Source organism: Pseudoalteromonas sp. OANN1, from assembly GCF_024124685.1.
GTDB classification, from domain to species: domain Bacteria; phylum Pseudomonadota; class Gammaproteobacteria; order Enterobacterales; family Alteromonadaceae; genus Pseudoalteromonas; species Pseudoalteromonas piscicida.
In genome coordinates this window covers 206,659-222,014 of record NZ_JAMXSE010000002.1, presented here as the reverse complement: position 1 = coordinate 222,014, position 15,356 = coordinate 206,659, and the positions used below count along the sequence as shown (strand labels likewise).

Annotated in this window: 13 protein-coding genes; 10 read left to right on the top strand and 3 right to left on the bottom strand. The window is 42.5% G+C overall.

Annotated elements, in window-relative coordinates; translation table 11 throughout:
- Nucleotides 1–74: 74 nt before the first annotated feature.
- A complete protein-coding gene (locus NH462_RS02985; protein ID WP_253103837.1) occupies nt 75–1,367 on the bottom strand; it encodes an alkaline phosphatase in 1,293 nt (430 codons plus the stop codon).
- A 188-nt stretch (nt 1,368–1,555) separates the two neighbouring features.
- On the opposite strand from NH462_RS02985, the gene NH462_RS02980 reads away from it, so the two are divergent.
- From NH462_RS02980 to rnd, 3 genes are all read left to right on the top strand, one after another.
- On the top strand, nt 1,556–2,428 hold the full coding sequence (locus tag NH462_RS02980) for an alpha/beta hydrolase (protein ID WP_010377167.1): 873 nt from the start codon (nt 1,556–1,558) through the stop codon (nt 2,426–2,428).
- Between the two features lie 192 nt (nt 2,429–2,620).
- Nucleotides 2,621–4,273 (top strand): long-chain-fatty-acid--CoA ligase FadD, encoded by a 1,653-nt coding sequence (gene fadD / locus NH462_RS02975; protein WP_045988558.1) that lies wholly within the window; start codon nt 2,621–2,623, stop codon nt 4,271–4,273.
- A 77-nt stretch (nt 4,274–4,350) separates the two neighbouring features.
- Nucleotides 4,351–5,481 (top strand): ribonuclease D, encoded by a 1,131-nt coding sequence (gene rnd, locus NH462_RS02970; RefSeq protein WP_010377171.1) that lies wholly within the window; start codon nt 4,351–4,353, stop codon nt 5,479–5,481.
- 86 nt (nt 5,482–5,567) lie between these two features.
- On the opposite strand, the gene NH462_RS02965 is transcribed toward rnd, so the two are convergent.
- Both NH462_RS02965 and NH462_RS02960 read right to left on the bottom strand, forming a co-directional pair.
- Nucleotides 5,568–8,633 (bottom strand): efflux RND transporter permease subunit, encoded by a 3,066-nt coding sequence (locus tag NH462_RS02965; protein WP_017216819.1) that lies wholly within the window; start codon nt 8,631–8,633, stop codon nt 5,568–5,570.
- Between the two features lies 1 nt (nt 8,634).
- Nucleotides 8,635–9,714, bottom strand: coding sequence for an efflux RND transporter periplasmic adaptor subunit (locus NH462_RS02960; protein ID WP_045988555.1), 1,080 nt, complete (start codon nt 9,712–9,714; stop codon nt 8,635–8,637).
- A 100-nt stretch (nt 9,715–9,814) separates the two neighbouring features.
- Between NH462_RS02960 and NH462_RS02955 the strand changes: the two genes are divergently transcribed.
- The 7 genes from NH462_RS02955 to phrB all read left to right on the top strand — a co-directional run bounded on the left by NH462_RS02955 (nt 9,815) and on the right by phrB (nt 15,353).
- The gene (locus tag NH462_RS02955; protein WP_010605459.1) at nt 9,815–10,729 is read left to right on the top strand and encodes a LysR family transcriptional regulator; all 915 of its coding nucleotides are present in this window, start codon (nt 9,815–9,817) and stop codon (nt 10,727–10,729) included.
- A complete protein-coding gene (locus NH462_RS02950) occupies nt 10,695–11,015 on the top strand; it encodes an MGMT family protein (protein WP_010377180.1) in 321 nt (106 codons plus the stop codon). The genes NH462_RS02955 and NH462_RS02950 overlap by 35 nt, the downstream gene beginning before the upstream one ends.
- 80 nt (nt 11,016–11,095) lie before the next feature.
- Nucleotides 11,096–11,668, top strand: coding sequence for an LON peptidase substrate-binding domain-containing protein (locus NH462_RS02945; protein ID WP_253103834.1), 573 nt, complete (start codon nt 11,096–11,098; stop codon nt 11,666–11,668).
- 60 nt (nt 11,669–11,728) lie between these two features.
- Nucleotides 11,729–12,349 carry a sigma-70 family RNA polymerase sigma factor gene (locus tag NH462_RS02940; protein WP_010377183.1) on the top strand — a complete coding sequence of 207 codons (621 nt, stop codon included), beginning with the start codon at nt 11,729–11,731 and terminating at the stop codon, nt 12,347–12,349.
- Entirely contained in the window at nt 12,346–12,996 is a 651-nt protein-coding gene (locus NH462_RS02935) for a ChrR family anti-sigma-E factor (RefSeq protein ID WP_253103832.1), read from the top strand. Before NH462_RS02940 ends, NH462_RS02935 begins: the two co-directional genes overlap by 4 nt.
- 15 nt (nt 12,997–13,011) lie before the next feature.
- Entirely contained in the window at nt 13,012–13,971 is a 960-nt protein-coding gene (locus NH462_RS02930) for a DUF523 and DUF1722 domain-containing protein (protein WP_253103829.1), read from the top strand.
- Nucleotides 13,972–13,973: 2 nt separating this feature from the next.
- Nucleotides 13,974–15,353 (top strand): deoxyribodipyrimidine photo-lyase, encoded by a 1,380-nt coding sequence (gene phrB / locus NH462_RS02925; protein WP_253103826.1) that lies wholly within the window; start codon nt 13,974–13,976, stop codon nt 15,351–15,353.
- The last annotated feature ends 3 nt before the right edge of the window (nt 15,354–15,356 follow it).

Here is a 15,356-nt window from a genome sequence, read left to right as displayed (position 1 = left end):
TCTCTTCCAAGACTCGAGAAAAAGAAGGTCCGCAAATGCTGACCTTCTTTGTTTTTGAAAGTAAATGAAGATTTTTACTTTTTTATAAATCCAATCAGTTTATCAGCAATTGCAGTATTGTTTTGCGAGCCGATAAACGCTTCTTTACCTTTACCATGGGCAAACACTTGTACATCGATAGCGGTGTGACCACCCGTTGTCCAACCAGTGAAAGATGCATCACTAACTGCCTCTTTTACGACAACACTAAGCGCCTTCGGACCTTGTGAAAGTGCTTCTTTTACTTTTAGCTCAGTCGCACTGTCATATTCGAGACCTGTGAGATCTTGCCATGTTGCTTTAACGTCTTTTGTCTTTGCGAGTGCTTTTGCTATCTCGCCCGCTGAACCTTTCACTTTAGCGATAATATCACGCTCCCAGCGATACTGACCATTCGCACCAAGCGTTAATCCACCGGTAGAGTGATCTGCTGTGATCACCAAGATAGTGTCAGGGTTGTTATCGACAAAAGCCTTTGCCAACTTAATTGACTCTGCAAAGTCGTCCATTTCATGCATAGCACAAGCGATATCATTAGCATGTCCACACCAGTCAATCTGACTACCTTCAATCATTAAGAAGAAGCCTTTATCATTCTGGTTTTCCAATAATGATAATGCCGTTTTAGTCATTTTAGTTAGGCGCTGCGGCTCTTCATCAATTGCGAATGGCAGACCTACTTCTGCGAACAGACCCATCGCAGGAATTTTATTTAGCGTATCAAGCTTAGATAAAGCATCGACGTATTGATAACCTGCGTCTTTAAATTCATTAACTAGGTTTCTATCTTCACGAATGAAGTATTTAGTGCCCCCACCAAGCATAAGATCTACAGGTAATTTTCCTGCGATTTTATTGTCGATGTAATCATTGGCAATGTCGTCATAGTTACGACGTGATTCATTATGAGACGCGAAACTTGCAGGTGTTGCGTGGTTGATTTGCGATGTCGCAACAAGCGCGGTTGTTTTACCTTTTCTTTTCGCCACTTCAAGCATCGTTTCCAAATGTTCTTTATGGGTATCTACCGCAATTGCGCCATTATAGCTTTTAGTTCCTGTACTTAAGGCGGTTGCGCCCGCAGCACTGTCTGTTACAACCGTGTCGTCGTCTGGGTAAGTATGCGCCATACCTACCAAAATAGAGTCAAAAACCGTTGGGTCAACCACTTTCGTTGAAGGGTCATCTTTAAAATAACGGTAGCCCGTAGTGTAAGCCGGCCCCATGCCGTCGCCAATCATATAAATAATGTTTTTTGGAGCAGCCAATGTCGGAGCCGCAAATACTAATCCAACAAATGAGGCCAAAAGGCTAGTTTTGAAATTCATTGTTATTCCCGTGTACTTATTGTGATAGAGGTATGTGATTCTCTACTATTTGATCGATTTAAAACACATTCTTAATAGAATGGATGTTCGATAAAAATATTTTCAACAAATCAAAGTAGTAAGTTCAAATATGTCACGGTAAGATGATAAATCAATGATGGTACAATGAACACTAAAAGAATTCGTCGATGTCTCTATATGCGATAAAAGAACAAAAAATCGGGCCATTCTCCTACCAAAGCTGGGGAGAGGGAAAGCAAACCGTTATCTACCTTCATGGTTGGCAAGACAACAGCAACAGTTTTGTACCGTTTGCGCCATTTTGCAATACACAGTACACACATATCGCACTTGACTTAGCAGGTCATGGACACTCCGATTGGAAAAGTGCCGACGCCTTTTATTACTTTATCGATTATGTCTATGACTTAAAGTGCTTTTTAGATTTAGCACAGATCAAAACGTGCCATATTGTTGGCCATTCTATGGGGGCAATGATAGCTAACTTGTTTGCAAGCTGCTATCCAACACGTTGTTTATCGTTGGTACTAATCGAGGGAATAGGGATCGTGAGTACCTCAGAGAGTGATACCAAAACCCAGCTCATTAATGCGTTTAATTCCCGAGATAAATTAAAACAATCTGAACCACGGGTTTATCCTGATATAAATACACTTGCGCAACTGCGTAGTAAAATCAGTGATGTTTCTTTAGAAATAGCGGCGCTGCTTGTGACAAGAAATACCCAGCCGCATCCTGATGGTGTGCAACTTAGATTGGATCCCCGACTAAAGCATCACTCCGGATTTAGGTATTCCATCTCTCAAGCAAAATCGGCGATTAATGGGATATCCATTCCAACCTTATTGGTGTTAGCGGAACAAGGCTATGACATGATTGTCAGACAATATAGTCAATTTAAAGGCTGTTTCGATTCACTCAAGCTTGAGAAAATACCTGGCGGCCACCATTGCCATATGGAAAACCCGGAAATTTGCTATAAGCTAATTGAGGCACACCAAAACTGCGACAAAACATCGTTTACAACTGAAGGAGCGTAAAGAATAAACTAATCATGGAAAGAAAAGTTCACAAAGAGCGCTAAAGCCCACGTTTCAACAGCATCTAGATTGTAAATCCTCAGATATTGTGGGAATATGGCGTTTTTAGAGTATTTGCTCAATTGTTAAAGTGCCTTACATCGTTTATGGTTTAGGGTGAATATAAAAATAACGAGAACACAGGAGCTAAGAGTGGAAAAAATCTGGCTTAAGCGCTACCCAGAAGGTATGCCTGAAACTATCGACCCAGAGCATTACAACTCATTGCTTGAATTATTTGAAAAAAGTTTTGCAGATTATGCTCAGTATCCAGCCTACACCAATATGGGTAAGACACTGACTTATCAGCAAGTTGATGAAAAAACCAAAGCAGTTGCTAGTTATATACAAAATGAATTGAAACTTGGCCGTGGCGATAAAGTTGCTGTCATGATGCCAAACTTGTTGCAAACTCCAGTTACTATTTTAGGTGTGCTACGTGCTGGCTGTACGGTTGTAAACGTTAATCCGCTATACACCGTGCGCGAATTAGAGCATCAGCTAAATGACTCCGAGTCAAAAGCTATCTTTATTCTTGCAAACTTTGCCCATACACTGGAGCAAGCCTTACCAAAAACCAGTGTGAAGCATGTAGTGCTGACAGAAATTGGTGACATGTTAGGTGGCTTCAAAAAGCACTTGGTGAACTTTGTTGTTAAGCACTTCAAAAAAATGGTGCCTGACTTTAGCTTGCCAAATACCATTCCTTTCAAAGAAGTAATTGCAGCAGATCCTACAAAATATCAGAAACCTGATGTGACGCTAAGTGACCTTGCCTTTTTGCAATACACAGGCGGTACAACTGGCGTATCTAAAGGCGCGATGCTTACTCATGGCAACATGGTAGCAAACCTTGAGCAGGTCTCTGGCTGTTTAGATAAAGTATTAGATAAAGGAAAAGAGGTCGTTATCACGGCGCTACCGCTATACCATATCTTTGCATTAACAGCGAACTGTTTGACCTTTATGAAGTACGGCGGTCACAATATCTTGATCACCAACCCGCGTGACATGCCTGCGTTTGTAAAAGAGCTGGCAAAGGTGCCATTTACCGCTATCACTGGTGTTAACACCTTATTTAATGGCTTGTTGAACACACCAGGTTTTGCCGACTTAGACTTTTCAACCCTAAAAATGTCTCTAGGTGGTGGTATGGCCGTACAACGCCCTGTCGCTGAGCGCTGGCAAAAGGTGACAAAATCAAAGCTGATGGAAGGGTATGGCCTTACAGAATGTGCGCCGCTAGTTACTATTTGCCCACATGATCTTGAAGCCTACAACGGTTCTATTGGTTTACCTGCACCAAGCACTGACATTAAGATTGTTGATGACAACGGCAATGAAACACCTAAAGGTGAGCCCGGTGAGTTGTGTGTTAAGGGCCCGCAGGTGATGGCTGGTTACTATAACCGTCCAGACGCAACCGCCGAATGCTTAAAAGACGGCTGGTTTGCAACAGGTGATATCGCTACTTATGATGATGATGGTTTCTTCTACATCGTTGATCGTAAAAAAGACATGATCTTAGTGTCCGGCTTTAACGTTTTCCCTAATGAAATCGAAGAAGTCGTTGCTATGCACGAAGGCGTGTTAGAAGTTGCGGCGGTTGGCGTGCCACACGAGGTTAGTGGTGAGCAAGTTAAAGTTTTTATTGTTAAAAAAGACCCATCTTTGACAGAAAAAGATATAATTGCACATTGCCGAGATAATCTAACGAACTATAAAGTACCAAAGCTAGTTGAGTTTAGAGATGAACTGCCAAAGACTAACGTTGGTAAAATACTGCGTAGAGCGTTAAAAGAATAACAAATAGAGCCGGCACTAGCCGGCTTTTTTATAGCTAGTATGATATGGCTAGTTATGTAAATTGCATGGGAGTAACAGTGCAGTATCAAGTTATTGAAAGCCAAACAGCACTAGATGAATTTGTCTTGTCTATTTCGAAAGCCAAAGTGCTTGCCGTCGACACCGAATTCATGCGTCGCCGCACCCTATACCCAGAAATTGCTCTGTTACAGATCTTTGATGGTAATCACCTTGCCCTTATCGATCCACTAGCCGATATAGATTTTAGTGAGCTGTGGACATTATTTTCCGATACTAGTGTTTTAAAAGTACTTCATTCTCCATCAGAAGATATCGAAGTATTTCTAAAGTTTGCAGGTTTTATCCCATCACCAATATTCGATACCCAGTTTGCTTTACAGTTGTTAGGTGAGGGTAGTTGTATTGGTTTTGCTAATATGGTGAAGCAACTTAGAGACGTGGACATTGACAAAAGTGAATCCAGAACAGATTGGTTACGCCGCCCTTTAACTCAAAGCCAATTAGATTACGCCGCCTCCGATGTATATCATTTACTACCATGTTTTGAGACTATTCAAGCTCGAGTAAATGAAAAGCAGCTATTTAACATAGTGCTTCAAGAGAGTGAGTTGCTAGCCCAAAAGAGAAGCTTCCGTCAACCAGATGAAGTGCTTTATCTCGATGTCAAAAACGTGTGGCAACTTAAGCCTAGAGATCTTGCTACCCTACAAGAACTTGCAGCGTGGCGCAGAGCCAAGGCAGAGAAAAAGAACTTAGCGCTAAACTTCGTGCTTAAAGAACATAACATGGTAGAAATTGCCAAACGTCGTCCAAGCTCACTGGGCAGTTTGCGCAATGTTCCAGGTGTTGAACCAATGGAAGTCAATCGCTCTGGTAAAGAAATTCTTGCCTGTATAGAAAAAGCAAAAGAAGTGAGTGAACAAGATTGTCCACAGCGCGTGAGAAGACTTATCGACTTTAAAGGTTACAAAGCAGCATGCAAGGATATCAAGCAGGTTATCGCCGAAGTTGCCAAAACTAACGATATTCCGGTTGATGTGTTTGCTTCGAAAAAACAAATCAATCAGGTGATCAGCTGGTCTTGGAAAAAGTCACCGGAAGAAAAGCAATTACTGATGAAACCCGATCTTGCTTTAGGCTGGAGAGCTGAGCTTGTTGGAGATAAGTTAGACAGTTGGTGGCAGTAGCAGCACTCCTGTCGAATAAAAGGTGAAAGATAAAAAGCGAAAGCGATAGTAACATCCACCTTCCTAAGAAGGTGGATGTTACTAAACTAGTCTTTTGGTTGTTCGATACCAAAGTACACGCAATGTAACACAGGTAATACAATCAACGTCAGTATGGTCGCAAAACCAAGACCGAACATAATGGTGACCGCCATGGATTGGAAGAACACGTCAAATAATAGCGGGATCATACCCAGTATGGTTGTGATTGCAGCCATAGACACCGGCCTTACACGACTCACACCAGAATCAAATACCGCTTGGTAAGGGGACTTACCAGAGTCAATTTCGATATTGATTTGATCCATCAGTACAATACCATTTTTAATCAACATGCCGGATAAACTGAGCAAGCCTAATAGTGCCATAAAGCTAAATGGTGCTTGTAGCAATACGAGGCCTGCCGTTACCCCAATAATAGCAAGCGGCACGGTAGACCAGATCACTAATGGTTTTTTCACCGAGTTAAAGAGTAATACAGTGATCATAAACATCGCTAAATAACCGATTGGTAATGAGCCAAAAATAGCTTTCTTCGCTTTGCTTGACGACTCATACTCGCCGCCCCATTGCATTTCGTACCCTTGGGGTAGTTCAATGGCTTCGATATCCGCTTTGACTCTTGCAAATAACTTAGCTGGGGTTTCATCGCCGATAACATCATGATCAGCCATTACGGTGATGGTACGTTTGCGGTCGCGGCGCATGATCAGGCTATCTTCCCAAGTGACACTAAAATCATCCACGATTTGTGAAACAGGCACGTAGACGCTAAGGACAGGGCTGAATATTTGTAAGTCACCTAGATTTTCAACATTTAGCCTCTCTTCCTCTGGAGAGCGTGCAATGATAGGCAACAGTTGCGTACCATCTCGATATAACCCAACCTTGTTACCTGACACCGAAGTCAGTAGCAACTGATCTAAGTCAGATTTACTGATCCCCAAACGACGCGCCTTCAATTCATTAAACTGCGGGCGGATCAACTTGGTTCTCTGTCGCCAGTTATCACGAATATTAAACGCTTTATCGTCCTGGCTGATAATACCTTTGGCTTCTTCAGCTAGTTGGCGTAACACAACAGGATCTGGTCCCGAGAACCTAGCCTCAATTTTTGCGTCGGTTGAAGGACCAATTTCCATGCGCTTTATTTTGAGACGCCCATCTAGCTCATTTTCAAGCTCATAATCACGAAGCTTGGCAATCATAGCCACTACGGCATCGCGGTCTTTTACACGTACAATTAGCTGACCATAAGCGTCATATTGTTTTTCAGGCGAATAGGTCAACATAAAACGAGGCGCGCCTTGACCAATCGTTGCCGTTACTTCGTTAACCATAGGGTCAGCCAGTAAAAAGGATTCTATTTTCTCAACATTTTTCGCCGTACTGCGTATATCGGCACCTTGATAATGCCAATAATCCACATAGAACATCGGTGTATTTGAAGCCGGGAAGAAGGACTGCTTAACCGATTTAAAGCCAACAACTGCAGCAACTAATAGCAGTACCATAGAAATAATGGTAATAGCACGATTTTTAAGGCAGAAGGTCAGCATGGATTTATAAACGGTGAAGATCACACCTTTATAAGGGTCGTCTTCTTCACTGGTATCTGATGACTTTTCCTTCGGTCCTTTAAACATCATATTGGCAAAAAATGGTGTCAGTGTGATTGCAGTTACCCAGCTTAGTAGTAATGAAATTAACAACACCCAAAATAAAGATCCGGCAAACTCACCACTGGCGTCGGAGCTTAAACCTATCGGTGCGAATGCAGTGATCCCGATAACGGTTGCGCCAAGAAGTGGCCATTTTGTCTGTTCAACAATGTTCACAGCAGCTTTTACTTTAGATTGACCCCGTTTAATGTTAATCAAAATACCTTCAGTCACTACAATGGCATTATCGACTAGCATCCCCAGTGCAATGATCAAAGCACCTAATGAAATACGCTGTAAATCAATGGCGAATATCTTCATAAAGATAAAGGTACCCAGCACAGTAATAAGCAAAATACCGCCGATTAAAATACCACTCTTCACACCCATAAAGATAAGCAGAACGATAATGACAATGGCAACAGCCTCTAAAAGGCTAACGATGAAACCATCAACCGAGGTTTCTACTTCTGTTGGTTGATTGTAAACCGTGTTGATCGTAATACCGTATGGGCGCTGATATTCTAGTTGCTGTAAGTGATGTTCAATTTCTTTACCCACCTCAACAACATTTACACCAGAGGTAAAAGAAACCCCAACCAGCAGTGCACGTTTTTGATCAAAACGTGTAATATGATTCGGCACTTCTGCATATTCGCGTGTCACTTTTGCCACGTCACCCAAATAAATAAGCTCTTTGGCGCCCGGCTTTGAGATAAGTAACCCCTCTAGCTCAGCAACGTCTGTAAACTCACCAGTAGGGTGTAGGCGAATAGACTCGTCTCCAACTCGTATTTTACCCGCATTAGATACCGTATTTTGAGCTTGTAACAACGAGAAAATGTAGCTGGGCGCAATACCTAGTTGTGACAGTTTTTGTGTTGATATTTCGACGATCACTTGCGCTTGCTGCTCACCCGCAACAGTAACCTTACTCACACCTTCAACTAGCACTAATTCGCGCTTCAAAAAGTCAACGTAATCTTTTAGTTCATCATACGAATAGCCTTCGCCAGTTATCGCGTAGAGTTCACCGTAAACATCAGCAAAATCGTCGATAACGCTTGGCGGCCTAACACCTGGCGGTAGCTTCTGCGAGAGATCATTTACTTTACGGCGCAGCTCATCCCAGATCTGTTGTAAGTCTTTCTTACGGTACTTACTCTTCATCTCAACAGTGATCTGCGACTTACCGGGAGAAGAAATCGAAGTTACATAATCAACATAAGGCAGAGACTGAATTGCATTTTCAATCGGGAAGGTGACTTCCTCTTCCACTTGTTGTGGCGATGCACCAGGATACATGGTCACGACCATGGCTTTTTTTAGCGTAAATTCAGGATCTTCTAGTTGGCCTAAGCCCAAATAGGATACCGCTCCAGCAATAAGCAGGAGCAAGGCAAACATCCAACTGATAACCTTATTCTCAATTGACCATTTGGCTAAACTCATATTACAGACCTCTTTCTTTAGTCCAAGGTCTCACTTTTGCGCCTTCTTGCAAGTAATGCACGCCCGCAGCAACAATTTCTTCACCAGGTTCAAGACCCGACAATACCTCAATACCGGTATGATTAAGTTGACCAACGGTGACTTCGCGTTTTGTTACGGTCTGCTTATCGCTTTGATATACCCAAACGTAACTATTTCCCTCTGTGCCTTGCTTTTTATCGGAGAATACTGCTTGGTTAGGTACGATGATTGCCGTATTTTCACGGTTCGTAATTTTGCTTGGGTCAACGTAAACATGGCCAGTCATACCTGCGAACAAATTAAAGTCCTCGGGGATTGGAAGACTAAATACGACTTTGTAGGTTAAGGTTGCAGGATCTGCCTGCGTATCCCATTCCTTAATTGTAAGCGGGTAAGACTTACTTGGGTAGCCATCAAAAACAACAGTCGGTTTGTAATCAGAATCTTTATCAACACGTGCAACGATGCGCTCAGGAACTTGAATAACCACATCCATCATATCGCGTGTTTCAAGGCGAAGAATATTTTGCTTTGCTACGACGTTTTCGTAATTTTTGACAAATACCTTGGCAACAGTACCACTAAACGGTGCTCTAAGTTCGCTATATTCGAGGTTTGTTTTAGCAATTTTAAATGCAGACTCGGCAACTTGCTTGTCTGCATTTGCTTTATCAAACTCAGCTTTAGTCGCTATGCCTTTTTCAAATAACGGTTCAATTCTCGATAACTGCGATTTAGCCAGTTCAAATTGGGCTTTACGTTGTTCATATTGCAGGTTGAAATCTTCAGGATCGAGTTTTGCTAGCAATTGCCCTTTTTGTACATCTTGGCCTGCGAGAACTGGAAACTCGATAAGTTCACCATTCACACGAAAGGCTAGGTAGGAGCCTTGATTTGCCACCACTTCAGCAGGGAAACTACGAAGCGTGCTGCTATTGGGATCCGAAACCGTGTGAATTTTAACCGGTCGGTTAGGGGCTTCTGTTGGGGCTTGTTCTGCTTGCTCTTGGCAACCTACTAATAGGGTAGCCAGCACAATTCCAGAAAACACTCTTAACATATTGTTCTCCATGACAACGTCAATTTTAATGCGTGCAGAATAATGGAATTACATATAAAATAAAAATTATAAAACATTCTATACTGCATAAGATTTATTTATGAAGATTTCGGACTTAGCAGCGTTTTGCACCGTTGTTGAAGCGCCTAGCCTTACCGAAGCGGCAAATAAGCTTCATAAGACACAGCCTGCGGTCTCTCAATCAATTAAAAGATTAGAACAATCTTTGGGATTTGCCCTTTTTGAGCGTGAGAAATATCGCAATGTGTTAACAGAGCAAGGTCGTCGATTTTATTTTGAAGCCGAAAAATTGCTTAATCATCATAGAGATTTGTCATTACTCGCGACTGAATTCGCGGCGGGTAATGAACCAAGCTTTAACATCTGTTACGAACCGATCGTATATCAAAACCAGATTGATCAAGTATTAGGCAATGCCTTCATTAAGTTTCCCGCAACTGAAATGAACATCTCAAGTGGTAAACGTTTTTTTGCGCTTGAGCAAGTCACACAGGGGATTGCAAACCTTGGCATTGGCCCTTGGTTTGACCTTTTTCATTCAACTGGCGATTTAGAATCAATGCCGATTGGACACGTAAAATTAGGCTTAGTCTCATTAACAGGCTATATGCCACCAGAGCTTAGTTTTTCAGAGCTTGCGCAATACCCATCTCTTGCAATGAAAGAAAGTAAATTCAAGTTTGACAGTGAGCGCTTGGCATACAGAAACAGTAACAATGTCATGAAACTCGATGACGCACTGGCAATAAAAAGATACTTATTACAAGGTATGGGCTATGCCCTAATCGGCCTTGACCTTTGTAGAGAAGAATTAGAGTCTGGTGTTTTACAACAAGTGAGGGTGTTTGATAGAAAGGATGAATTTGAAGCCGAGATCCACGCGTATCGTTTGCATATTTCCCACCATGGGCCAGTAGCAAGATATTTTTGGGATAAATTAAAAGAGTTAAATATTCAATATGAAAAGCAGCAATCCTCAGCAAGAACTCGCTGAAAAAGTCTTCACCGTAATTGGTGGTATCCCATTTGGAAAAGTTGCGTCGTATGGGCAAATAGCGAGATTAGCAGGCTCCCCAAAACATGCGAGAAAAGTAGGTCAATTGCTGAAAAACCTACCAAACGGTTCAACTTTACCTTGGTACAGAGTAGTAAATAGCCAACGGCGTATTTCATTTCCTCAAGACAGTAGTAAATTTCAAGAGCAAAAATCGCGCTTGCAAGCTGAGGGCGTCACATTCTCAAATAGTAACGTGATAGCTAAACACTGTGTTTGGGAATAGTTATAAATTTAGCGTCAACTGATCCAGATAAATAGGGCAGTCGTAATTATCGTTAGTTTTTGTATATTTGAACGGGAATTATGAAACTCGCTTTATTTCCATTGCCAATATTCTTGCTTCCAGGCGGGTTCACCCGCTTGCGGATCTTTGAGCAGCGCTATTTATATATGGTAAAAGAGGCCGCGAAAACAGAGCTAGGTTTTGTGTTGTGCCCATACCTCGCGGATACGCCGAACAATGTGTCAAAAGAAGGCGTGCACGTTAAAATCGTCGACTTTTCACAAGATGATGATGGTCAGCTGCTCATTGATGTTGAGGCACTATCGCGCGTCGCGATCAGTAATGTGGAAGTAGACTCACAATCTTTACGTTATGGCGATTGTGACGTTATTGATGGGCCGCCATGGCAATGTAGCGAGGAAGCATTTAGTCTAGTTGACGAAACTCTTGTTGATAAGCTTCAGAGTGTTTTTATCGCTAACCCAATCCTTGATGATTTGTACCGCGACAAGCATTTTACTCAACCTCTTTGGGTTGCTTATCGTTGGCTAGAAATCTTACCTATCTCTATGACTCAAAAACTGAAAATAAAACAAGCACAAACATTTGAACAGGTGGCAGAGTTCTTACATACTGTATTAGATGAGAAATAGTGATCCATGCCAAGTTTTCCAGCGTACTACAGCTTATAATTATAAATTGGAAGGTGAGCTATGTTAGGCCAACAGCAATCTACCGATTGCAACGTTCAGTCAGGAACTCGCAAAGCAGTGCAAGAAACTCCCTCTCAAGCGTTATCGGACGCTTTAGTTAAGGTTGCAGAAAAACGAGATCGCAAAGCTTTTGCGTTCTTGTTTGAGTACTTTGCGCCAAAAATCAGGCGCTTTGGTGTGAAGCAATTTGGTAATGACGCCCAAGCGATGGAGCTCGTACAAGACACGATGACGTCAGTGTGGCGTAAAGCACACCTTTATCATCATGACAAAGGCGCAGCCACAACGTGGATCTATACCGTAATGCGTAACGCGTCATTCGATGCATTGCGTAAAATGAAGAGTAATAAAGAAGAACACATCAGCGAAGACATCTGGCCGATAATTCAAGATTCACAGGCTGACGACGACGGTTTTCAAGACCACTTGCAAACGGCGCAAATTCAAAAATACATCAATAAGTTGCCGCCAGCACAACGAGACATAGTCAAAGGCGTGTACTTTCAAGAAATGTCTCAAGAACAATTGGCAGAGCATCTTAATATACCTGTCGGGACAGTTAAGTCACGTTTACGGCTTGCTTTACAGAAACTTCGCGCAGAGATGGGAGATCAAGCATGATTAAGCATCACCCTAATGATTCATTATTAAGCCAATTTGTTGAAGGTAATTTGCCTGCAAGTATCAGTGTCGCAATTGCAGCACATGTCGAACTATGTCCTTGTTGCCAGAAAAAGACCCAACAGCTTGAAGCGCAAGAAGCGAGAGTTCAGCTTGGAGGAGATATGGACTCTGCACTAAGCAGCGATTTTGAGGCAATGATGCAAGCGATAACACTGGATGATGAAATAGACGAAGTTAAAGAATATATCCAACCCACATTTAACTATCAGGGCAGGGATGTTCAGTTACCTCGGGCTATTGCGAATATCAACCGCACCAAATTTTCAGGTGTAGGCAAAATCGCCCGCTCCCGGTTATTGCTAGAAGACGGCAACTTACGCTCAAGTCTTTTACAAATTGGTGCGGAAGGCGAAATTCCAGAGCACACTCACACAGGCTTTGAAATCACCTTGTTACTTGACGGCGATTTTGCAGATGAAGCAGGGGAATACGTACCGGGCGACTTTATTTGGCAAGACGGCAAACATAATCATTCTCCGCGCACAAAAGAAGGCTGCCTGTGCTTTACCGTGGTAAGTAGTGCACTACACTTTAATAAAGGGTTAAGTAAGCTGTTAAACCCAATTGGTAAGTTGATTTATTAAAGGAATAGTTGCGAAATGAAATTTTCATCACCAATAAAAATTGGCATTAGCGCGTGTTTGGCTGGAGACAAAGTTCGATTTGACTCAGGCCACAAGCGTTCAAACTTTTGTATGGATGAATTCGCCGAACATGTCGAATATGTGCGCTTTTGCCCAGAAGTTGCGATAGGCATGCCAATCCCAAGACCAACCATCAGACAGATCCGTGTAGGCGACATTATCAAAGTTAGTCGCCCTGATGGTAAAGAAGATGTCGCACCAAAGCTCAAGGAGTTTGGCGAAAAGGTTGCAACCTCACAGACACAAAGTCTTTCCGGCTTTGTGTTTTGCGCCAAAAGCCCAAGCTGTGGAATGGAGCGTGTCAAGGTCTATAACGAAGCCGGAACTGGTAACACATCTGAAGGTATTGGTATTTTTGCTGAGCAAATCATAAAACACAATCCGCTTTTACCTTGCGAGGAAAATGGTAGATTGAATGACATGCATCTCAGAGAAAACTTCGTAATGCGGGTATTCGTCTATAAAAGCTGGCAGGAACTAACTCAATCGGAAAACATCGGTCTACACGAGCTGACTAATTTCCACGCCAAGCACAAATATCTGTTGATGAGCCATAATTACCAAGCCTATAAAGATTTAGGGCGTTTACTTGGTGATGGCAAGCAATTTGATAGAGACACGCTGAAACATAAATATATCAGTGGTTTGATGTCAGCACTGAGCAAGCCTGCCAATCGCAAAAATCAAGCAAACACGTTAACGCATCTACAGGGATATTTTAAGAACGAGCTTTCGAGCATCGAGAAACAAGAGATGTGCAGTGCAATAGATCAATATCGCAAAGGTATTGTACCTTTATATGTACCGTTGACCTTGCTCAAGCATCATCTTATTGTGCATCCGAAAGCGTATTTGCAAAGCCAAGTGTACTTTGACCCATACCCCAACGAACTGCGTTTAAGATTCGGAATTTAATAATGAAAACAGCTTTTTGGTTTCGCCGTGATCTCAGGGTTTACGGCAACGAGGCTTTGATTGAAGCCGTGAATGAGGGCGCACGCGATGCGCTCTTTTTTTATTGCAAGCCACAGTGGCAATCACACAACGTAGCCAGTATTCAGCTCGACCTACTTGAGCGCAGATTACTTGAACTTGGCAGCCAGCTTAGTGAATTTGACATTACGCTACATATCATTGAAGCGAGCACATTCGCTGAGCTGCCGGCGCAGCTTCAAGTTGTTTGTGACGATAAAGGCATTGATTGCTTATATGCAAATAAAGAATACGAAGTAAATGAAGTGGCCCGCGATGAAGCGTGTGAAACTGTGATCGCGTTAAAATTATTCGATGGCGATCTCGTTGCCAAACCGGGCTCTGTGCTTACGGGCTCCGGTGAGATGTTCAAGGTGTTTACCCCCTTTAAAAAAGCATGGTTAAAGCGTTTTGTGGGGCAGCAATTTCACTTCTCTAGCTGGCCATTGGACAAACAACATGAGGCAAACTTCAAAAAGCCAACTTTCTTCGAGATGACCAATGAATCTGAAAAGTGGCCAGCGGATGATAATGCCATTGTCACGATTGTAAATCGTTTTATTAAGGACAAACTAGCAGACTACCAAGATGACCGTGATTTCCCTGCAATCAAAGGAACTTCAGGGCTCAGTCCATACTTGGCATTAGGCATTGTATCGCCCAAGCAGCTCATCGCACAGATCCAACTTCATTACCCTGAAGTGCTTGAAAACCCAAGTAAGCCAGAGTTTTGTTGGGTGAACGAACTCATTTGGCGTGAGTTTTATCGCCATCTTATCGTCGCTTTCCCGCGTTTATGTAAAGGTTTTAATTTCAACGATAAATATAACGCGGTTAGGTGGCGTGACGACAGCCAAGCATTTGAGCTCTGGTGTAATGGTCAAACTGGCTATCCGATTGTCGATGCGGCAATGCGTCAGCTCAATAAAACTGGCTGGATGCACAATCGGCTACGCATGATTGTTGCCAGCTTTTTAACCAAACACTTGCTCATCGACTGGCGTAAAGGCGAGGCCTATTTTATGTCAAAATTAATAGATGGCGACCTTGCCAGTAATAATGGTGGCTGGCAGTGGGCTGCAAGTACGGGGTGTGACGCGCAGCCTTATTTTCGTATTTTTAATCCCATCACGCAGAGCGAAAAGTTTGATCCCGATGGTTCCTTTATTCGTACATATGTGCCTGAATTGAAAAATGTTCCAGCAAAGCATATTCATTTTCCTCATGACTATTTAACGGCATTTGGCGGAAAAGACGACTATGTAGAGCCGCTGGTTGATCATAAAGAAGCAAGGGCGAGAGCACTTGACGCATTTAAGGTTTAAATA